We start from the raw sequence: 21,042 nt of genomic DNA, 5'->3' as shown, positions 1-21,042 counted from the left end.
TGTTATGAGAAAGATCTCAGAACACCCATGCTACAATAAGGATGCACAGCACAAATATGGTCGTATCCACCTGGCTGTGGCCCCGAAGTGCAACATCCAGTGCAATTATTGTGACCGTAAGTTCGATTGTGTCAATGAAAGCCGTCCGGGAGTGACTAGTGAAGTTCTGACTCCTCAGGAAGCGCTTGAAAAGACAAGGAACGTTCTCAAGGATTATCCTTTCATCAAGGTAGTTGCAGTAGCAGGTCCTGGCGATCCTCTTGCTAACGATGAGACCTTTGAGGCCCTTGAACTTATCAAGAACGAATTCCCGGATGTTACCCTTTGCCTTAGTACCAATGGTTTGGCGCTTCCGGACAAGATGGAAGATATTCTGAGGGTTGGTGTGAGTACACTGACTGTGACCCTTAATGCTATCGATCCTGAGATCCAGGCAAAGATCGTGGACCATATAGCTTACAAAGGCAAGTCTTACACAGGTGTTGAGGCTGCAGAGATCCTGATACATAATCAACTTGAAGGCATCAAGATGGCAGTTGATGCCGGACTTGTTGTTAAGATCAATACTGTGCTTATACCTGAGATCAATAAGGACCACATTTTAGAGGTTGCAAAGAAAGTACGTGAGCTTGGTGTCTTTATTATGAACATCATGCCTCTTATCTGTCAGGCAAAGTTTGCAGGCATGGAGCCACCTTCTGAGAAAGAGCGCAAGGAAGTACAGGCTATCTGTGAGCCTTATGTGCAGCAGATGCGCCACTGCCGCCAGTGCAGGTCTGATGCATATGGTCTTATTGGAAAGGACCTCTCTCAGATGAGCGAGGAGCGCAGGAACGTTATCAAGATGGAGTCTATCAAAAAGAAGGAACATGAAGAATGATCTTCTTCTGTTCTGCCTGAACTACACAAGGGAATGATATACTTGGATATTGAACAACTGGCTGCAAACCTTCGAAACTTTGAAGGTGTGACCCGCAAGAAACCAATAGCTGATATTGTCAATATGTTCGATGAAGTGCGCAGCGAATATGGCGAGACCATCGTGGATTTCGGAGATGATGCCGCGGTACTCGATACTGGCGGGGATGAGGTCATACTGTTCGCTGCTGATGCGATATGGGGAAGGATAGCGCTTGAGAGCCCCTGGTGGACAGGATACACATCCGTAGTTGTGAATGTCAATGACATATCAGCAATGGGTGGTAGGCCTGTTGCAATGGTCAACGTGATGTCGTCCTGCGATACGGAAGCATGCAAAGAGATGATGCGTGGTATCAAGGACGGAGTAAAGAAGTTCGGTGTCCCCATGGTTGGGGGGCATGTTCATCCTGACACTCCATACAATTCACTTGGTGTTGCTATCATTGGTGTTGCAAAGAAGGACTGCATTGTAAGAAGTGACATGGCAAGGCCGGGAGATGCAGTAATAGCTGCCTATGATATGGACGGCCGTGTAGGCAAGAATTCCCCTTACAGCTGGGATACCACTTCCTTTAAGGATGACCAGACCGTTCGCGACCGTTTCCTTGTGATGCAGACCCTTGCTGAGAAGAAGCTGCTTACAGCAGGGAAGGATATCAGTAATCCGGGAACTGTGGGAACGCTTGGCATGCTGTGTGAGACCAGCAAGGTCGGTGCATCTGTGGATGTTACAAAGATACCCATGCCGGAAGGCCTTGAGCTGGAACAGTGGCTTAAGATCTATCCTGCAACCGGTTATATTTTAACTGCAAAGCCGGAGAACTGTGATGAATGCATCCGGATATTTGAGGATGTTGGAATTACTGCGGCTGTGATCGGTAAGATCAACGCTTCCCAAAAAATAGATATTTATTCAGATGGTCAGAAGGCAGTTGTTTTTGATCTTAACACTGATACCATTACAGGTATCGATATGGAATCAGAAGAGATCTGACCAGAATATGGTCAGAAAATGTGAAATGAACCTGTTATCAATTCAACAGGTTCTCTTTTTTTAAAATATCTGTATTATTCAACGAATGCTTGCATTTCTTTGAAGAAGTACTCTTCTGCCTCTTTAACGACATCAAGCTTGCCTCTAAGAGCAATAACTTCTCTTTTGTCAGATTCTACAACATTAACGTTGATCTTTCTTTCAACTGGCTGAAGGCCAAATTCTTCTACAATATCATAGATGATGTATGATGGTGTTCCTGGAGGCATTACAAGGTCGAAAAGCTCCTCGATATCTTCTCCAAATTCCTCTTCGAGTTCTTTATTCTCTTTCCTTTTTTCGAGGTCTTCAATTGTCAGCATTTTTGGCATTGTGATCACCTTTGTATGACAGAACTGATGGTACGTTCTACATATATAGTAATCGCTGCTTCCTATCAGCCTTTTTTTTTGAAATTGGGGGACTTGTGGGTGAAAAGTTACAATATGTCTTTCCTGTTCCGTATTGCAGAAAAGTATTATATGTCTGGATGACGATGTCTTTATAGAATTATTCAGGATGAATCATTATGAGACTGATAAACCTATCTGATAATACGGGGCAGATACGTGTGGAATTTGCCGGATGCAACATGAAATGCCCGTATTGTGTGCACATACGACAGCCCAAGGAGGAATATTCCATTGAGGATGTTGTGGACCTTGCAAAGAGATCTGAAAGTAAAGATGTTTATCTGGGGGGTGCGGAACCAACCCTCCAGAAGGACCTGCTTCCCCTGATGGAAGAACTCCATGCTGCTGGCAAAAGCATACTGCTCAAATCCAATGGCATGAAGCCGGATGTCCTTGAGAAGGCTCTTCCGTTCGTCAAAGGTTTTGTTATTGAGATAAAGGCACCTCTTGATGATATTCCTGCTGTCATGGAGCTTACAGGTATGTCAGAGGAGCGCAGTACCAAATATGTCGCTTTGCTGCGTGAATCTCTGGATATTGCAAAGCAAAAATGGCTGAGGGTCTGGATAAGGGTAATACCGGAGTTCATCAATGCCGATACAGTGGCTCGTATCCTGCCGGATATAGAGGAAGCATCAGAGGTCATGCTATACCAGTTCATGAGCAATCCTGATTTCGACCTGCCTTTCAAGGGGCATGATATGCCAACTCCGCAATGGGATGAGGTCAGAAAGCTTGGTGAGATGTTACTTGAAAAGGTGCAAAAGGTCAGGCTTGTAGGAGATGGTGGAAAACTGGTTCTTGAGAATAACTGAACTTCTCAATGTAGCCCAAAAACAAAAGCTTCTCAAATGACCTGCTATACCGGAATATTTATTCGTGTTAATAGCTATCTGTAATACGATAGCAATGCAGGAATACAAATTAAAACGTGGTTTTTCCCCGGACATCGAAAGAATCTATGAAGAAATTGGAAAATGCTTCCCAAGCGAGATCAAACGCGAGGGTGACAAGCTTTTAGTTTCTTATGGCGTGATGACAGAACTGTCAGTCTGGATGGACGGCAAGAAGCTGGTAGTAGATACTGTAACAGATGCTACTCTCGGCGATGACGAGATGATCCTTGACACCAACAAGCGCTTCAGGGACTTCCTTCAGCTGGCAACAGGCTACACCGCCAAGGAACGTCTTAAGCAGGCCAAGAAGGCAGTATCCAAGTAAGACTTTTAATCCAGGGGATATTGATCATCTGTGACATTCGTTAATAAGGAATTCCTTAAGGCACTGAAGTCCTTCGACATACCGACGTGCCTGAGGGTATGTGCAGGTACCGATGGGTCTGTAACATTCCTACTCGAGATAATGACCCGTAAGGACGTCTCTGTGGTCACTGAAGCACAGCATCTCGTACAGGCAGACGAGGAAACAGCATCTCTGCTCGACATTGCCGTAGGGTCTGACGTTAACTACCGCCTTGTGACACTCTTAGCAGGCGACCAGCCCTTCGTCAGGGCACTATCCCTGTCCCCCATCGAGCGTATGCCCGATGACATCCGTCAGGACCTCATGCGCGCGGATATCCCCATCGGCAAGATCCTCAGAAACAGCGGCATCGAGACCCGCCGTGACTTCGACAACATCGAAATAACCGAAGATGAGCCGCTTTTCGACAGCAGTAAAGCACTTTCAAGGTCATATCGCATAGTACACGATAATAGTACTCTCATGTGGATAAATGAGAAGTTCCCGGTGGATGAGCGCTGGAATTTATAAACCCGACCGAAAGGTTCATAATTGATTCTGTGTATCTGGGAACCACATCACAACCCCCATTTTACGAAGGTGCCTCGGTGGCTTAGGGGTATAGTGCGTCCTTGGTAAGGACGAGGTCGTGGGTTCAAATCCCACCCGAGGCTCCATTATTATTACAAGACTAACCAGTCATTGGTTTCTATTTTTACCATAATGTAGTTAATTAAAATCGGGTCTAATTTTGGTTTTGTAGAATTCCTCAAAATTTGGATGAGAATTTAAGTTAACAATAATTCAAAATGTATGGCAGATATTGATGCTTATTTCCTATATTCACCTGTTGATGGTGATTTTGATAGATTTTCTACAGAACCGAAATAATGATAAGGGTAATAAGGGGAATCAGATGAAAATAACTGACAAGTACAATGAGATAAGATCTATCCTGATTCCAGGGTTTGAAGTGGACACGCCAAAGGAAATCAATTTCGGTATTCAGTTCAGCGTATCAAAGAAACAGTTTTCCCGCGTAATAAGAATATACGATGGAAAGAAGGGAATTAAAGTTGATCTATCCCAGTTAGGCACATCACCTGAAGCAGAAGAAATACGTATTGCACTAATAGAAGGTGTAGTACCTTCACCTAATAATAAGAACATTTCAATTCCCGAAGAAAAGTTAACATCATCTATAGACTTGCCTGTTACAAATGGACACGGTGTAATTGGCTCTGATGAATCAGGTAAGGGTGATTTCTTTGGTCCTCTTGTGGTAGCTGCAGTAAAGACCACTCCGGAAATTGAATCAATTCTTGAGGGGATCGGTGTTAGGGATTGCAAACAGTTGACCGATTATCAGAACATTTCTATTGCAAAGCAGATAAAAAGCTCAATTTCAGGTGATATGTTCTCCGTGAAGATCCTTGAACCAGTTGCATACAATAAATATTATGAAAAACTTCAGAACCTGAACATTATGCTTACCGTAAACCATGTGAGTGCGATCAGAGACCTGTACCAGCAGGGCGATAGCATCATAATTGACAAATTTGCATACCACGACAGCATGGTAGAGGATGAACTTTGCCAATGGAACATCGATGTGAAGCCTGTTCAGATACCCAGAGCAGAAACCCAGTCAATTGCAGTGGCTGCAGCATCGATCCTTGCACGTGCAGCTTTCCTTGAGACTATACAGGAAATGAACGAGAAGTATATTGGAACATTCCCAAAGGGTGCATCGGATAAGGTTAAGAAGGTTGGTGCAAAGTTCATTGAAAAGTATGGCAGGGATAGGTTACACGAAGTTGCAAAAATGCACTTCAAGACAGCATCCGAGATATGGGGATGCTAAGTCAAAAAAGAAGATCCCAAACGGCAAATAAGATCAAATTGGAGATAATTGAAATGGTGGAACAGAATATGTTAGGTTTATAACCTCATTTTGATCATTTCTCTGGAGATCTTATAGAAACTCGAAAATCCCAATTTAATTTATTTTTATTTACAGGTGAGAAATCACATCTGACCATCGCTTCTTTAAACTGCTTATTTGTGATGAAGAAACCATCTGGTGTTTGTTCAAAAAGAAGTTTAAGCGCATAACTGGTGTAATTTTTATTTGATATTTGTTGTGGGAGTATGTTTAAGGTTATCCAATTATCCAGAGCGCTTTTTTGAATATCGGGTAATTCGTATTCACTCGTATCTTTCTTTCCTTTTGCCATATTGATACTGAATGATCTGGAAATATTTAATTCACATCCTCTTTAACTAAGAACACTTCCTCTATTATGGGACTTTGGAATTTTTGAAGTAATGGGTGATAAATAATCGAAGTGCTTTTTGATGGCGTACACTTTTTGTACGTTGTATATCTCCCCGAAAAATGATACGAGGGATATGATTCAAACCTCAGCCTTTAACAAAATTGATCTGTCGGCTACTGGAGCAATATATATCCAATTTGATTTGAATATGTTGAATTATGTCACAATAATGATTAACAAATCATTTACCTTGAATGATCATGCTGAGTGTATTATAGAGAATTAATGATGCAGTAAATAGCAATTCAAAAATGGAAATTAACAATTTAGATTAATTTGTAGATTTACTTTGCTGGATGAAAACCTTTTCACGGTTTTAATGATGTCTTCTGTAGATTCAACTGTGTCTTGAGTCGAATCTCCCAATATAATATGCTTGATTACTCTTTCAAGCTCTATTAGATATGCATTCATTTTTATATTATGTCCTCTAACATTAAACTGCCGAAAGAGATATTCAATGATAACATCACATTACTTCAGATTTAATCTATCATTGGTATTATTTTTTAGTATCTCTTTTTGTTAGAAGGATCTATGGCTTTAAATGTAAGCTATTAGGTCATCTTAAAATGGGGTAATTGCAATATTCTATCTTAAGATGTTTTAATAACTTATTTTTGCAGACATATGTCCTTTTATATCTATGAATAAAGAATTTTTTAGATATAAGAGGAAATAATATGAAACTAAATGATGACTTCACAGTACCTGAATCGCTTTTGGAAGAATATCAGACCATTCTCGGAGTTCACTTCAATGATGAAAGGCTATTGATATCAGCTCTTACACATTCTTCATTGTATGATGATGTTCGTATAACTCCTGCTTTGTACATGCAAAATAATGGTGGTCTGAAATATGAAAATTATGAAAAATTGGAATATTTAGGTGATTCAATCTTAGGTGCAGTAATTGCATGGTATTCTTGTCAGCATACAAAATTCGATGACCATGCAATTAAAACTGGTAAGTCGATTGAGAGTGTTTTGACTGATTTTAAAACTCTCTTAGTCAAGAATGACAATTTGAAAACACTTGAAAACCAATTATATTTGGATCAATTCATTATTCATGGAAATAGTCGGAATGATCTTAGTAGCAAATATGGAGATGTTGTCGAAGCTATCATTGGTGCTATAGTTGAGGATAAGGGGCTTGATGCAGCACAAAGCTTTGTACTCGATCTTTTTGGTCTTAATGGTCTTGATGATGATCTTGATGACCTGTTGAATAAAATAGAGTATTTAGATCCTAAGGGAAAGTTGCAGAAGTACTGTGAAGATAATGAACTTTCGTTAGACTATGAACTTGTTCAGGAGGAAGGTCCTGCTCATGACAAAACGTACATATGTGAGGTGTGTATTGGCGATAAATATATTTTCACTGGATCTGGAAAAAAGATAAAGGGCGCTGAGAAAGATGCTGCATCTCGAGCTTTTTCAAATTTAGATTGGCTAACTTTCTAAAGTCTGAACTAATTGATAAACCCTCTGTAATGGGGGTCTATTTCTTTTTTGATAATTGATTTTTTTAGTGTTTGGGCAATTTTGCTATGTTATTAGTAATAACTTTGTCTTAAGATTGGTACTTTCAGAAGCGAGCATTGTTGTCAGCAACTTACCGTTCCAGTCCAACATAGTGATCTGTACATTGTGCTTTATCATCCATCTGATAGCCTCAAGCCTCTCATACCTTTTTCAAGTGATCCTCAAAAGGCTGTTTATGAACCATTTATTGATTATGAAACTGGGAGGATAAAGGAAGGATTTCATTATTTCAAACCATTGAGGAGGACAATTGGACAGTATGTGGAACACCCAGAACATAAATTCGATGGAGGTACTGGGGTTCTTGAAAGGAAACATGTTCATGCTGATAGTGTCGTTTACATTGGCAAGGAAGCAAACAGCATTGATGAACAGGAATTAGATGTGAAGCAGGCTCAGGTATTTGTTGATGAAAGATTAGTTTATGATTTTATTCTTGATTTGACTCTTGAAAAAGCAAGAGAGATTGGAATCAAGCATAGGAGTGCTTTAGCTTATTTGAAGAAAAAAGCAAAGGAAATGGAGTTGAATTTTGAATCAAGAAATGTGAAGAGGATTGTTATGCATATTTAATGAGTATATTTTAAAAAGGAGACATAATCTGTCTAAATTGAGTGAGAAAATTTTATCACGACGACATTTTTTTATATAATGTCAACTTAGAATTAAAATATAAATTTAATGTTATTTATCGTAGAGGTGTCCTATGTTATATTTTGACCTTGAATTTTATGTTCCAAAAGAAGAAAGAATACGGGAAGGAAGGTCTTTGATTGTGAATCCCAATAAAAAGAAACATAAATTACTTGGAGGTACTTTTTTTTCAAAAACATACGATTCAAAGATTTCAAAGAAGCCAAATTTCAAACAACTTTGGTTATGGAACTATGACAACAACGAAATGAAACTTTTAGAAGATATTTACACTCTTTTTAAAAATGAGTGGAAAAAATCACAAAATGATAAAAAATGGATATTAGGAAAACCAGCCTCAGAATTACTAGTTTGTGGAATAGGGGTTTCTTGGTTTGATTTACAAGCTTTATATTGCCGAAGTTCTCGCTATAATATAGACAAGCCTGATCAACTTTACGACATGTATTTCAAATGCAAACATATTGAATTATCAAATGTTACCTCATTCCTTTTCCCTGAAGAAAAATACATTTACCCCAAAACAGCTAAAGAAATTATGAACAGGATGAACATTCAAGGCGAAAAAGATTCAAGCAAAAATGTTTGGGAAATGTATGATAATAGGGACTTTAATTCAATTGAAAATAGAACAACACAAGAATTAGAAGCTATACTAGATATTTATCGTAAACTCCAATATAAAATTGTGAGTAAAAAGTATAAATCATAATTAAATCTTTGATCAATCGATTGTTTGATAAGATCATAGCTAAATTGATAATGAATAGTTGTGCCAATGGCACAACTTAAAATTAGTATTTCAATGTACAATAACAACAGGACCTCGCATCATTGTAGCTTTTGGTCGATCGATCTGTTCTGAAAAATCGAGTAAAATAGGCATGCCGTGTTTTTCAGAATTCACTTTTGCTGATGCAATAAGAGAAACGATGTTATCGACTTGCTCTTCTCCATTGATGGCCTTTCCAGCATATATGCAAATCATGGCTCCAACATCCTCAGGATTTAAAGATAGGAACACTTTGTTCTCTATGCAATGTATGTATTTAATGGCATCAACATTGACATTGCAAGGGGTGAAGATATTTTCATCTTTAACTGCTTTTATATATACTGTGTGCATTATTTTTCGTCCTCCGATGGGCTATAAAATGCATTATTGCATATAAAGTGATTTCAAATGTGGGTGATATCCTTGGTGGATCTATCAGTTGGTGTCAAGGCGCTTTAATTTGACTGCATTTAGCTAAGTGTTCGAAATAAAGTTCAATCTCAATTTCACATGGAGATTTTGAAAGGTAATTTTGAGCAATTTAAAAATGAATGTCTCAATAGTGGAACGTAGTCCTTAAGAGTGTACCTAAGGAGACGGGTAAAAAAGCCACCGGCGACACTACGTGCCGCAAACATTGCCGAAGGCGAGCGCCGAAAAATTTGATATTTTTTACAAATCGATAACAGTAGAACTAACCGTTATTTTGATTGATAGTACCACTGAGCTATTCTATTTCTGTGTGCTGGACTGGAATAAATGGGGTTATTCAAGCTAAAAGTAATCTCCAAATCTTTTAGAGCATCAAGAATAAATATATATCACTAAAAGAGTTTATTTGTATAGTTTTATTTTATAGAATGTGGTTTTATGCGGATATTAATTGATACAAATATAGTCGTTTATAGAGAAGATTATGCTGTTGTCTCTGACAATTTACAACAATTAATTGTAGCTTTGAAAAAAAAGGATGCAAAAATACTGGTTCATCCGGAATCGGCCGTTGACTTAAAAAGGGATAAGGATGAGTCTCGACGTGATGTTTCAATTTCAAAACTTGGAACATACCTAAAACTCGAATCTCCTCCAAATTACAAAAAAGACTCTACATTTTTGAATATTGTTGGACCTTCATCGAAGATTAATGATGAAATAGACAATGCTATTCTTTATTCGGTTTATCGCAATGCAGTTTCCTTTTTGGTTACAGAAGACAAAGGCATTCATCGAAAAGCAATTGCTTTGGGAATTAAAGATCAAATATTGTCAATTGATGAAGCACTTGATATATTTGATGAAAAGGAAAAGATAATCAGTTATCTTCCAGCATTAAAAGATGACTTCTTACACTCTTTAGACATCAATGATTCTTTTTTCGACTCTCTGAAAAATGATTATGGAGAAACTGAGTTCAATAAGTGGTTTAAACAAAAATGTGAAGAAGGAAGGAAATGTTTTGTTCATCACAAACCAGATGGTTCAATAGGGGCATTGTTAGTTTATAAAGATGAAGATGAACCTCTAGATTCAACTCCAATATTTTCAAAAGCAAGACGATTAAAATTATGCACTTTTAAAGTATCTTATGTTGGAAATAAAATTGGAGAACTATTCCTCAAACTGGCTACTAATTTTTGTATTGAAAATGAAATTGATCAAATGTACCTAACCTACATCAAAAAAGAAGTTGATTATGATTATTTAATTGAATTGATTAAGGAATATGGGTTTGAAGATAAAGGTTATATGAACAAAACGGGTGAAATAATTTTTATGAAAAACTTGGTTTCAACCTCAAATGAAGCAAGTTTATTAAGTCCAATTGAAATCTCTAAAAAATTATATCCAACATTCTATGATGGAGAAAATGTGACTAAATTTGTTGTGCCGATTCAACCAGTATGGCATAAAAAATTGTTCACAGACTATAAAAGTGAAATAACTCAATCTCGTCAACCGACTTTATTTGAGTATTGTGGTGACTTTATTGTAGAAGGAAATACTATAAAAAAAGCGTATTTATCCCATTCTCGGATAACGATGATTTCACCGGGAGATTTAGTATTGTTTTATCGATCTCAGGATGAGCAAAAAATAACTTCCATTGGAGTTGTTAAAGAAATTTATTCCCGGTTAACAGATGAAGAAGAAATTATTCGCATTGTTGGTAAGAGAACTGTGTACTTGATTGAAGATATAAGAACAATGTTACATAAACCGCTAACTGTGATTATATTCACTTGGCATTGCCATTTAGCAAATCCTTTGGATTTAGATGATTTAATAAATGAAAAGGTACTAAGAGCAGCACCACAAACAATCATGAGTATTTCCCATGAACAGTATTTAACGGTAAAAAATAAGGGTGCTATAAATGAACGTTTTACTATCAATTAAACCGAAGTTTGCAAATAAAATACTTGTGGGGGAAAAAAAATATGAGTTTAGGAAATCAAAAATAAATCCTAAAAAGAATGTTAATAAAATATTTATTTATTCAAGCAGCCCAGTTAAGAAAATTGTTGGGAGTTTTCGAATAGAAAAAGTATTTGAAGACACCCCTTCAAACCTATGGGATAGATTTAACGAATTTGGTTCGATTGAAAAAAAAGACTTTTTTGAATATTATAAACAAAAAGAAATGGGATGTGCTTTTAAGATAAAAGATTTAGAGGTTTTTGAAAATCAAATTGATCCAAAGGAAATCTTTGAAAAATTTGTAGCTCCTCAAAATTATCGTTATTTAAACGATGAAGAAACATCTAAAATACAGAACGATTCAATCAGTCCAAAAATTAGTGACTATCATACAGCATCTTTATCGAGTGATAAGCAAATATCTAGACTTTTATCAGAATCTGAAATTGATGAATTGGATCGATTACTATTACCTCACCTGAGCAAAAAATATCCGAATTTTGAATCATGGCTCCAAAAAGCAAAGGATGGTATCAAAGAAGGAAGCAGAATTGCTTTTGGAGAATGGGCATATGGGAAACTAATTTCTACAATCATATTAAAACCAACTGTTAGTGGGAATGTAGAATTAAAAAGTTTATTTGTTGACCCTGATTTTCAAGGAGCTGGACGTGGTCCTCAAATTTATGAGATTGCTGAAAAACAATGCTTAAAAATGAATTTTAAAAAGATAGTAGTAGATACATTTTGTCAAGATAATGATATTGTTCATTTTTTAATTTCGAGCGGTTACAAAATATATGGCAAAGAGGATTTATATGGTAATGGAAACGAATCCTATCTTTTTTCAAAAACATTAAAGCCTCAATATGTAGGTGATCCTTATGACTGGGAAGCAATAACGGAATGGTTAATTGAAAATCACTTTGGATTTGAAATTGAAGAAAATCACCCGATTATTGACAAAAGAGCACTTGACTTCAGCATAAAAAAGAAAATAAATTCAAAATTCGAAATCAAAGGTCTGATTGAAGTAAAGGATACTCTAGTTGATCAAGATCCAGTTTCGATGCTTTATCAAAAAACAATAGATGGTGGCTATCATGTTCCAATTTTTATTGGTAGAAAATTCAAATCCCGAGCAACCGATTTTGCAAAAAGTAAAGGTGTAATACTAATTGATGAAAAAGGTATTACGGAGATATCCGGACATAAACCTCCAGAAGTAACTAAAAAAGATATCAGAGGCATTTTGCTTCCAATTAAACCTGAATTTTACCAAAAGATTGTTCTTCAAGGATTGAAAAATTTTGTATACTTTAAAGGTGCGCCATTTGGAAAATCTCTCAAACAAGGGGATTCCATTGTTTTCTATGTGGAAAGTCCCAGAAAAGAGATTTCAGCCTATGGTATCATAAAATCGACTTCAATTGATAAGCCAGAAATTCAATGGGAATCTTATGGAAAAAGAAGTGTATTCGATGAAAAAGACTTCTTTAGATTTGCAAATTCAAAGAGGGAAATTTTGGCAATTGAAATCAAAAGCTTCACGGAAATAAAACCTATTGGGCATAAAGACATTATTCAAAGAATCCCTGCAAAACTATTGAGTGGTGCTTATATTGATAAAGAGACTTTAGATAAATTGATATAATTATCAATTCCCCGTCTCGATTTTCGACCAAATAACTGCTCCTCGAGGCATTTTAAAAGGGAGTGGTTCTATTTTCTTTACATCTTCAAGGATCCATCCATAATGGCCAAACTTGTTAGTTTGATTTGAAAGTTTGTGTTTTTCAAAATAGTTCTGAAAATCTTCGTCTTTTAGGATAATTGAATCAGCTAATCTGGCGGTTGCTAAAAGTACTCCTTTTGGTAAAGAAACACAAGAGATGTACTTCTTTGCAGTTTCTAAATCACATTCCTTTGGATTGGTCCGACTAGCATAAATCAGAATCTCTTCTCGAATTCTAGTATTTTGAGTGCGAACTTCAATCGTTTTATATCCTTCTGCAATTAGGGATGCCCAAGGTTGACGAATTGCTAATACTTTCATTTAATCCACTCCAAATTTAAAAACAGGCAACCCTCTTTTGAGTCTGGCAACACAAATTCCATAACCTAGAGCCATTCCTATCAAAAGCATAGATCCACAAATGACTATGAGTAGATCACTTTTTATAGGCAGATATTCCACAGTCCGTACAAATTCTGTTTCAAATGGTGCTAGATCATTCATGGTTTCACTTCCATAGCTATCGCTCAACCAACAACCCAACTATACCTCATAGTGTTATGAGTAGACAGAACAGAAGCACGCTTGTTAACTTCAAGTTCCTTGAATTCCTTGTTTAGTCTATCAACTTCTTGAACAACTTCAACGACTACCTTCTCAAACTCTAAAGTCTTCAATCCCTTCTTCTTCCTCCATAAAAAACCTCAACCACCTTCTCACCAATCACCCCAACCCCCCACTGGAACTAAAATTAGAAATAGTAAATCGCCTAAATAACATATGATAGTTAGTCCCAATGACTAACATGCACATAATAACGGGAGGGAGTAAATGAGTCTATTTAACAGAATGGAAACCGTCCTCAAAGCGAAGATGAACAAGATCGTCAATCGCATGGAGGACCCCAGAGAGACACTTGACTATTCCTATGAGAAACAACTGGAAATGTTACAGGGTGTGAAAAGAGGGGTGGCTGAGGTAGCGACGTCCAAGAAGAGATTGCAGTTACAGCGCTCAAAGTTGATGCAGAGCATTGACAAGCTTTCCGGGCAGGCAAGGGATGCCATTAAGAGTGACAGGGAAGACCTTGCAAGGCTTGCACTTGAGCGCAAGGGTGCACTGGAACTTCAGGTGCAGGGGCTTGACCAGCAGATAGCTGACCTTGAAAAGGAGCAGGACAAACTGGTGGCTGCTGAGAAGCGTCTATCTACCAAGGTGGAGATATTCAGGACGAAGAAGGAGACCATCAAGGCACAGTATACGGCTGCTGAATCCCAGGTGAAGATCAATGAATCCGTATCAGGGATCAGTGAGGAGATGGCGGATGTTGGTCTTGCCGTTGAGAGAGCTGAGAACAAGACACAGGACATGAAGGCAAGGGCCTCTGCCCTTGATGAGCTCATCGAGACAGGCACTCTTGATGATGTCACAAGCAGTGGCGATGATATTGACAGGGAACTTGCAAAGATCAGTGCGGAATCGAATGTAGAGACGGAGCTGGCAAAACTCAGGATGGAGGAAGGTAAATGATAATCAGGATAATGGGTGAAGGGCAGTTTGAGGTCCCTGGAAGTCTGTTCGACGAGCTCAACATCATTGATAACAGGATAGTGGACCTTGTAGCCAAGGAAAACGAAGCAGATTACAGGACTGAGCTTTCAAGGCTCATCAACGTGATCAAATCGAACGGAAAACAGCTTGATGATGCAAGCATTGTGGAATCCAACATCATCGTCCCGCCTGAAGACCTGAGCTTACAGGAAGCAAAGGAGATCTTTACCGGTAGCGGTCTTCTCGAAGACTGAAATCTTCATCTTTACTTTTTAGAATGGCATTCCCCAGAGAGGATACCATTTCTCCACATTTTTTTCGACCGGAAGTTCGTTCTCAATAAGGGCCTTGAGCCTGAGCTCCATGGAATTATCCCTTTCCTGCTTACTCCGGGGTACGAAAGGATAGTAGCTGCCCTGCTTGAAATTATAGATCCAGTAGACCGGCCCTTCGCTTTCAAAACGGTACACTGCGCACAGGATCTGCTCTGAGAAACCCTGCTCGATCAGGGTCTGGCTGATCATATGTATGTTCGTGACAAGGTCCTCGAAGTCGTTATCGTCCAGGATCGCCCAGAGGAAGTTGTACTTATCCTTCTCGATGCGAAAATTTGTCCCTGTTTCCTGTGTGCTGTAACTTAACAGTTCCTCTATTTCCTTTCTGGTATTCTCATACTGGGAAAGGGACATGGACTTAAAACAGATGCCTGCCTGACCGGACGAGTGCAGGTTCAGGTTCACCTCCATGGTGACCACTGCAGTTGAGATCGCGAACAGCCGTTCCGTATTTGATGGCGGCAACTTGCTCCTTCCGAGCAGGGAATCGAACATGCCTTTAAGTCCCATCAGAACTCAAGCTCCTGTTGTAATTTTTCAAGTGCTGCGAGTCTTTTCTCTGTGGATGGGTGGGTCGAGAGCAGGTTCATGAAAGAACCTGAGACCGCAGGGATTATGAAAAACGCATTCATGCCCTCCACTGATCTCAGGTCATCCTGGGGGATGCGGGGCATGATGCCGCTAATCTTCGTAAGTGCCGATGCCAGGTTGGAGGGCTGGCCTGTGATGACCGCTGAACCCCTGTCCGCCGCAAATTCCCTGTATCTTGAAAGAGCGCGTATCAGCAGGAAACTTATGACCCATACAAGCAATGAAACGATCCAGATCGCAATAATGCCACCGGATTCCTTTCGTCTGCCGCCCATGCCTCCCATACCGCCGAAGTAGAAACTGTACCTGACGATGTAGAACGCAAGGGTCGATATGAAGCTGGCTATGGTCAGTATCGCCATATCTCTGTTCTTCACATGGCTCAGCTCATGTGCAAGCACAGCTTCCAGCTCTCCCTGATTTAACTGGTCCATCAAACCCGTGGTCACAGCAACCACTGCATTCTTTGGACCCCTGCCAGTTGCAAAGGCATTCGGGATCGATGTGTTCACCACTGCGATCCTGGGTATTGGCAGGTCCGCGATGGCACATAACCTGGTGATGGTTTGGTGAAGTTCAGGCTCCTCATATTCAGAAACGATGGTTGCATGCATTGTCCAGAGTACCAGACGGTCCGAGTAGTAATATTGTGCTCCCATGAATACGCCTATAAACAACAGCATAAACATCTGGGGAGCACCCGAATAGAACAGGAACGCCAGAAATAATAGGTACACTGCTGCCAGAAGGAATAGTGTCAACAGCATCCTGCCCTCAAGTCCCCTGTCATGTTTCCATTTCAAATTGATAACCCCTTATCTTCACATAAAATATATTCGACATCGTATTCATAAATGTATCTTAACGTAAACCTATACTGGACTTACACATTATAAATATGTGCAATGTATTTGATCACTATGATAGTAAAAGGTGCCGGGGAGTACAACCTTAAGGATACCCAAGTACGGTAACTTCTGGTTTGATCTTCACAAAGCATGTCGTGAGATCCTGTCAGTAAAATTGTAAAAAAGATTTGCGGGTCTTGAGGGACCCAACAATATTTCTCAGCAAAACGATATATAATTCAGAGCACTCTGGTAAATCCGCCGATCTTATCATCGCATATCTTTTTGTGTCTTTCTTCTTCTGCGACAAGGTGCTTCATATCTTTTATGAATTCTGTCCTGTTCTCTTCATCAGGGAAAACATCTTCCAGAACATTAGTTTCCGCCTTAGTTATGGCGTGATACGTGTCCCTTGCGAGCACTTCATATTTTCTTATCTCACTGAACATCTCGTAAACATTTGTCCGGTTAAAGTCAAAAATCCTGTGGGGAATTCCTCTGGGTGCACTTCCTGGGAGTTCAGTATTTGCCATTTTGAGCCATTTTTCAAGGATCAATGCGTGCTTGTCTGAATCATGGGACAGGGTTTCCAGTGCTTCCAGATGTTGTCCTTCAAGTTCGATCCTTGCTTCCCATGCTGCAAGCTGCTCCATTTCAGTTTCAATCCAGTACATTCTTTGAAGCTGCAGGACTAAAATTTCTTTTTGATTGATTTTTTCCAACCGGATCTCTCCAAAATAGCTGATTTCGTGAATATCTTTTTTTATATTATATATAATCCTACGGGGAAAATTCATTGGATGATAGCTATAATGCTTCGAGATCTTCTATTTCAAACAAATCCTTTAATTTATTTCTCAGTTGTAATGATTTCTTTAATTAAAGCTTAAAGTAGACCAAAGAATACTTATTCAATTAGTAGGCACAAGTTTGTTGGTTAAATATTTTGTTTTTGTGCGTGGTGTGCGAAATGAGTAAAATACTGAAAGCTGTAGATGCCATGGTTAATTCTGAGGAATTGATCACTGATGTAAAAGCATTGCAAGAGTCTTTGTTCTTTATGTATAACCAAAAGTATGTGTGGTCAATACAAAAGGAATTAGGTGACTATTATCTTATTTACTATGTAAAGCACAATGAAGTAAAAAATGTCATTGATGCTATCAAGTACATGCCAAATGATCCTGGGCCATATATCTCATACAGCTCAAAGGATTACAGGTCCGATAAGAGTGGAGATAATTTTGTGGAATTGTATCAGATCGTAAAAGAAAAGCTGTATAATATTGATGCAGTATTGGATAATATTATAGGTGGACAATAATCTTCCACTTATTTACTTTTCTTTAATCAGTTTCCGTGGTATTTTTTCATTTCATTTTTCCTAATATTTCCTGTGATCTATTCTGAATGCATCTTATACTTTAATGACATTTCATCAAAATCACAATAAGTAGCATCTATCTCTTTTCTATGGGTTATAATATATATAATAGCAAAAACAATCTCTCTGTGATGTAACAAAGTTGCATTATTCGATGCAGTTCTACACTTCTGGAAGTTGAACTACATTATTTCAATTATTACTGCTATAACATCAATATCTGAGATCCTGGAAAGAAACAATGGATGATCAAGTAAGAAAAACGGACAAAGACGCGTCTGTCATTTCTAATGGCTGTCATTTTTGCTTTGTATATAAGGATAAGGCACAGCTGGCCGAATTTCTGCAGGATTACATCATGTCAGGTCTCGATGGCAACGAATTATGTGTATGGATGACCCCTGATGTGGAAAGTGCTACAAAGGCAAAAGATATGCTCAAAGAAAGGGGCATCTATATTGATCCTTATCTTCGCACATCCCAGCTTGAGATCGTTCCTATGCCGGAATTACCCGGAAATGACCTGAAATTATTGCCTTCTCTTCTGCTTGATCACTGGAAACTCATGCAGGACCAGGTTATACTGGATGGTTTCGATGGGCTTCGCTTTAACGTGGATCTGCAGGATGTTGAAGGTTCCGGACTGGAATATCTTACATCTTACGCCGATATTGTAAAAGATACTGTCAGGGAGCTTGGGATGAGATCGTTGTGTACTTTTCCGATCGATGTTTTCTCCCGCTCTGAGGTCATCGATCTGATGCACAGGAATGGCAACATCATCATAGAAGTGGATGAAAAGAACCTTTCACTTGAGGAGGAAACACCGGCTATTGAGCCGGAAATACAAGTGTCTCCTAAACCAACAAGAAAAGATGAAGAGCTCAGTTGCATCTATCGCAGCAGTCCTGCTATTGCCTTCCTGTGGAAGGCTGAAAAAGGATTCCCGGTTGAGTTCGTGTCGGATAATGTGAGCCAATTTGGGTATGATGCAGCGACCCTGATGTCTGGTGAGATCGTTTATGCTGATATTATTCATCCGGATGATGTTGAAGGCTATTATTCTGATCTTCTTGAATGCTTAAAACAAAATAAAAGAGATTTCTCCAAAGAGTACCGTATTCTGGATCGAAATGGAAATGTCCATTGGATATCTGAACATTCTCAGCTGGAAATTGTGGAAGATGGTATTACTGACCGCTATCATGGTATTATCCTGGATATCACTGATAAGAAAATTGCTGAGGCCGAATTGAAGGAAGCAGAAACAGAAGCAGAGTACAGGGCACTGTTTGATAGATTTAGTTATGGTGTTTATGTCCAGGATCTTAATGGGACTTTCCTTAAGGCCAATAAGGCCGGACTTGAATTTTTAGGTTACACGTATGAAGAACTTCTTTCTCTGAGTTCAGGGTCAGTTATCCTCTCTGACTGTGTAGAGGAATTTAAAGTTCATATGGGTGAAGTGCTCGATAATGGACATTCGATCTTTGAGACGGTCCTTCTGAAAAAAAATGGGATGAGCTTACCTGTGGAAATGAATGCCAGTCTTATAGAATACAGGGGCAAAAATGCGTTTCTGCTCATTTCGAATGATGTCATTGAACGCAGGAACAAAGAGGAAAATCTCTTAGCTGCAAAGGCTAACGCTGAAACTGTTATTATTGCAAAAAGTGAATTCCTTTCCAATATGACGCATGAGCTCAGAACTCCCTTGAATGCTATAATTGGCTTTTCCGATGTTATGCTTGGATCGGGAGACATTAATGAAAAACAGGCGAAATACCTGCATAATATCTCGGATAGTGGTAAGAAGCTACTGGACATTATCAATGATATTCTGGATATTTCAAGGGTGGAATCCGGGAATGTGGAATTGAACTACGAACATTTCCTTGTTTTGGAATCGTTTGATGTGGTTTGTTCTCTGCTTGCTCCAATGGCTGAGAAGAAAGATGTTGATCTGCATTCTGAATTAGATCCACGGGGTATCGTTATTAACGCTGATAAGCAGAAGTTCGAACAGATCCTGCAAAATCTGGTGAGCAATGCAATAAAGTTTACTCCTGCAGGCGGTTCTGTTGATGTCAGTGCAAGATTTGTTGAAGAACGTTTAGTGGTTCAGGTAAAAGATACTGGTATTGGTATTTCTGAAGAGGACCGTCAGTCCCTTTTCAAGCCCTTTAGTCAGGCGGATGCTTCCCACCGTCGGGGTTACGGTGGTACCGGTCTTGGCCTTGCAATTGTCAAGCACTTTGTGGAGATGCATGGTGGAAACGTCTGGGTCAAAAGCAAACCCAACTTGGGAAGCACCTTCTTCTTTGACATACCGATTTCAGGAGTATCGCCTTGTAAAGGTAAGTCTATAACTCAGCCCTCTATTCCGAAGGTCGCTCAGCAAACAGTCCAGGACAATTCCGGACATATTGGTAGTGATGCTATTGATGCACTAGCTAAAAAGGTAGCTCCTGAGATCATAGTTCCTGACAAATGCACGGACAACGATCCTCTGATACTTGTTATTGAGGAAGATGAAAGGTCGCGTGAGCTTTTGATGTTAACTTTTATTGATGGTGGCTATCGTGTCGTTTCTGCTGAAAATGGTATAGAAGCTGTGGCGATTGCCAGAAAATTGAAACCTTTTGCTGTTATTCTTGGTGTAGTGTTGCCGGAGATGGATGGGTGGAGTGTACTTCGCCATTTGAAAGAGGACGTTTCGACCTCTGATATCCCTGTAGTAATGATCTCTATGATGGATCAGAAAGAAACTGCTCTGGAACTTGGTGCAGTGGGTCACCTGACAAAACCATTCGATCGTGATTATCTTTTGAAACTGATGGACAGGTACAAAGAGAAACTTGAACGAAAGAACCCGGTGATCCTGATAAGTGATGATGAGCCTTATGCTGTTGAGCTTCTGTCATCTATGCTGGAACCGGAAGGCTTCACCGTATTGCGTGCATATTCCGGGACGGATGCAATTGATATATGCACGGAACAACAGCCAGATATTGTATTACTTGACCTCATGATGCCACATGTCTCCGGATTAGATGTGATCTCCGTATTAAGATCAAACCCTGAAACTAGTAATATTCCTATCGTAGCATGCACCGGGAGTGATATTACAGCCAGGGACCGTGTATTCATGGACAGGAAAGTAAATTCGATTATTAAAAAAGGAGTTTTCAGCAAAAAGGATCTGCTTGATACTATTCATCGTGTAATTTCCGATGTCGTGTCCAAATAAATA

24 protein-coding genes and 1 tRNA gene are annotated in these 21,042 nt (G+C 39.1%); 16 read left to right on the top strand and 9 right to left on the bottom strand.

Going from position 1 to position 21,042, the window contains the following annotated elements; all coding sequences use genetic code 11:
- Positions 1–4: 4 nt before the first annotated feature.
- Together nifB and J7W08_RS07615 are read left to right on the top strand one after the other, a co-directional pair.
- Positions 5–880 carry a nitrogenase cofactor biosynthesis protein NifB gene (gene nifB, locus J7W08_RS07620; protein ID WP_375141067.1) on the top strand — a complete coding sequence of 292 codons (876 nt, stop codon included), beginning with the start codon at positions 5–7 and terminating at the stop codon, positions 878–880.
- Positions 881–922: 42 nt separating this feature from the next.
- On the top strand, positions 923–1,915 hold the full coding sequence (locus J7W08_RS07615) for a methanogenesis marker 2 protein (protein ID WP_233083931.1): 993 nt from the start codon (positions 923–925) through the stop codon (positions 1,913–1,915).
- Between the two features lie 74 nt (positions 1,916–1,989).
- Here J7W08_RS07615 and J7W08_RS07610 read toward each other — a convergent pair whose 3' ends face one another.
- Complete coding sequence (locus J7W08_RS07610; protein ID WP_233083930.1) at positions 1,990–2,286, bottom strand: hypothetical protein; 297 nt, start codon at positions 2,284–2,286, stop codon at positions 1,990–1,992.
- Positions 2,287–2,483: 197 nt separating this feature from the next.
- Between J7W08_RS07610 and J7W08_RS07605 the strand changes: the two genes are divergently transcribed.
- The 5 genes from J7W08_RS07605 (at position 2,484) to J7W08_RS07585 (ending at position 5,473) form a co-directional block, all read left to right on the top strand.
- Positions 2,484–3,182: a radical SAM protein gene (locus J7W08_RS07605; protein ID WP_233083929.1), complete on the top strand. Its 699-nt coding sequence runs from the start codon at positions 2,484–2,486 to the stop codon at positions 3,180–3,182.
- Positions 3,183–3,276: 94 nt separating this feature from the next.
- Complete coding sequence (locus J7W08_RS07600; RefSeq protein ID WP_233085743.1) at positions 3,277–3,588, top strand: DUF5611 family protein; 312 nt, start codon at positions 3,277–3,279, stop codon at positions 3,586–3,588.
- Positions 3,589–3,618: 30 nt separating this feature from the next.
- Positions 3,619–4,140: a chorismate--pyruvate lyase family protein gene (locus J7W08_RS07595; protein WP_233083928.1), complete on the top strand. Its 522-nt coding sequence runs from the start codon at positions 3,619–3,621 to the stop codon at positions 4,138–4,140.
- Positions 4,141–4,211: 71 nt separating this feature from the next.
- Positions 4,212–4,286, top strand: a tRNA-Thr gene (locus tag J7W08_RS07590).
- A gap of 239 nt (positions 4,287–4,525) precedes the next feature.
- The gene (locus J7W08_RS07585; protein ID WP_233083927.1) at positions 4,526–5,473 is read left to right on the top strand and encodes a ribonuclease HIII; all 948 of its coding nucleotides are present in this window, start codon (positions 4,526–4,528) and stop codon (positions 5,471–5,473) included.
- Positions 5,474–5,567: 94 nt separating this feature from the next.
- On the opposite strand, the gene J7W08_RS07580 is transcribed toward J7W08_RS07585, so the two are convergent.
- Positions 5,568–5,846: a hypothetical protein gene (locus J7W08_RS07580; protein ID WP_233083926.1), complete on the bottom strand. Its 279-nt coding sequence runs from the start codon at positions 5,844–5,846 to the stop codon at positions 5,568–5,570.
- Between the two features lie 785 nt (positions 5,847–6,631).
- On the opposite strand from J7W08_RS07580, the gene J7W08_RS07575 reads away from it, so the two are divergent.
- The 3 genes from J7W08_RS07575 to J7W08_RS07565 all read left to right on the top strand — a co-directional run bounded on the left by J7W08_RS07575 (position 6,632) and on the right by J7W08_RS07565 (position 8,864).
- Positions 6,632–7,417 (top strand): ribonuclease III family protein, encoded by a 786-nt coding sequence (locus J7W08_RS07575; RefSeq protein ID WP_233083925.1) that lies wholly within the window; start codon positions 6,632–6,634, stop codon positions 7,415–7,417.
- 186 nt (positions 7,418–7,603) lie between these two features.
- Entirely contained in the window at positions 7,604–8,071 is a 468-nt protein-coding gene (locus J7W08_RS07570; protein ID WP_233083924.1) for a hypothetical protein, read from the top strand.
- 133 nt (positions 8,072–8,204) lie between these two features.
- Complete coding sequence (locus J7W08_RS07565) at positions 8,205–8,864, top strand: hypothetical protein (protein ID WP_233083923.1); 660 nt, start codon at positions 8,205–8,207, stop codon at positions 8,862–8,864.
- Between the two features lie 90 nt (positions 8,865–8,954).
- Here J7W08_RS07565 and J7W08_RS07560 read toward each other — a convergent pair whose 3' ends face one another.
- Positions 8,955–9,278: a hypothetical protein gene (locus tag J7W08_RS07560; RefSeq protein ID WP_233083922.1), complete on the bottom strand. Its 324-nt coding sequence runs from the start codon at positions 9,276–9,278 to the stop codon at positions 8,955–8,957.
- Between the two features lie 519 nt (positions 9,279–9,797).
- On the opposite strand from J7W08_RS07560, the gene J7W08_RS07555 reads away from it, so the two are divergent.
- Both J7W08_RS07555 and J7W08_RS07550 read left to right on the top strand, forming a co-directional pair.
- Positions 9,798–11,324, top strand: a complete 1,527-nt coding sequence (locus tag J7W08_RS07555; protein ID WP_233083921.1) for a hypothetical protein — start codon at positions 9,798–9,800, stop codon at positions 11,322–11,324.
- Positions 11,302–12,999 carry a GNAT family N-acetyltransferase gene (locus tag J7W08_RS07550; protein WP_233083920.1) on the top strand — a complete coding sequence of 566 codons (1,698 nt, stop codon included), beginning with the start codon at positions 11,302–11,304 and terminating at the stop codon, positions 12,997–12,999. The genes J7W08_RS07555 and J7W08_RS07550 overlap by 23 nt, the downstream gene beginning before the upstream one ends.
- Before the next feature lie 3 nt (positions 13,000–13,002).
- On the opposite strand, the gene J7W08_RS07545 is transcribed toward J7W08_RS07550, so the two are convergent.
- The 3 genes from J7W08_RS07545 to J7W08_RS07535 are packed head-to-tail and all read right to left on the bottom strand — an operon-like array spanning position 13,003 to position 13,757.
- Positions 13,003–13,401 (bottom strand): ASCH domain-containing protein, encoded by a 399-nt coding sequence (locus tag J7W08_RS07545; protein WP_233083919.1) that lies wholly within the window; start codon positions 13,399–13,401, stop codon positions 13,003–13,005.
- Positions 13,402–13,584: a hypothetical protein gene (locus J7W08_RS07540; RefSeq protein ID WP_233083918.1), complete on the bottom strand. Its 183-nt coding sequence runs from the start codon at positions 13,582–13,584 to the stop codon at positions 13,402–13,404.
- Between the two features lie 23 nt (positions 13,585–13,607).
- Positions 13,608–13,757 (bottom strand): hypothetical protein, encoded by a 150-nt coding sequence (locus J7W08_RS07535; RefSeq protein ID WP_233083917.1) that lies wholly within the window; start codon positions 13,755–13,757, stop codon positions 13,608–13,610.
- Between the two features lie 154 nt (positions 13,758–13,911).
- Here J7W08_RS07535 and J7W08_RS07530 point away from each other — a divergent pair, with 154 nt between their 5' ends.
- A complete protein-coding gene (locus J7W08_RS07530) occupies positions 13,912–14,610 on the top strand; it encodes a PspA/IM30 family protein (RefSeq protein ID WP_233083916.1) in 699 nt (232 codons plus the stop codon).
- Complete coding sequence (gene pspAA, locus J7W08_RS07525) at positions 14,607–14,885, top strand: PspA-associated protein PspAA (protein WP_233083915.1); 279 nt, start codon at positions 14,607–14,609, stop codon at positions 14,883–14,885. The genes J7W08_RS07530 and pspAA overlap by 4 nt, the downstream gene beginning before the upstream one ends.
- A gap of 18 nt (positions 14,886–14,903) precedes the next feature.
- Here pspAA and pspAB read toward each other — a convergent pair whose 3' ends face one another.
- From pspAB to J7W08_RS07510, 3 genes are all read right to left on the bottom strand, one after another.
- A complete protein-coding gene (gene pspAB, locus J7W08_RS07520) occupies positions 14,904–15,476 on the bottom strand; it encodes a PspA-associated protein PspAB (RefSeq protein WP_233083914.1) in 573 nt (190 codons plus the stop codon).
- Entirely contained in the window at positions 15,476–16,360 is an 885-nt protein-coding gene (gene htpX, locus J7W08_RS07515) for a zinc metalloprotease HtpX (RefSeq protein WP_375141044.1), read from the bottom strand. Before htpX ends, pspAB begins: the two co-directional genes overlap by 1 nt.
- A 284-nt stretch (positions 16,361–16,644) precedes the next feature.
- Complete coding sequence (locus J7W08_RS07510) at positions 16,645–17,127, bottom strand: hypothetical protein (protein WP_233083913.1); 483 nt, start codon at positions 17,125–17,127, stop codon at positions 16,645–16,647.
- Positions 17,128–17,375: 248 nt separating this feature from the next.
- Between J7W08_RS07510 and J7W08_RS07505 the strand changes: the two genes are divergently transcribed.
- Entirely contained in the window at positions 17,376–17,729 is a 354-nt protein-coding gene (locus J7W08_RS07505; RefSeq protein WP_233083912.1) for a hypothetical protein, read from the top strand.
- Between the two features lie 301 nt (positions 17,730–18,030).
- Positions 18,031–21,039 (top strand): response regulator, encoded by a 3,009-nt coding sequence (locus J7W08_RS07500; protein ID WP_259370103.1) that lies wholly within the window; start codon positions 18,031–18,033, stop codon positions 21,037–21,039.
- Positions 21,040–21,042 lie beyond the last annotated feature (3 nt).

It is taken from the genome of Methanococcoides orientis (genome assembly GCF_021184045.1).
Lineage (GTDB): Archaea > Halobacteriota > Methanosarcinia > Methanosarcinales > Methanosarcinaceae > Methanococcoides > Methanococcoides orientis.
Note: the sequence above shows the minus strand (reverse complement) of the source record. Positions and strands in the feature narration are given on the sequence as shown.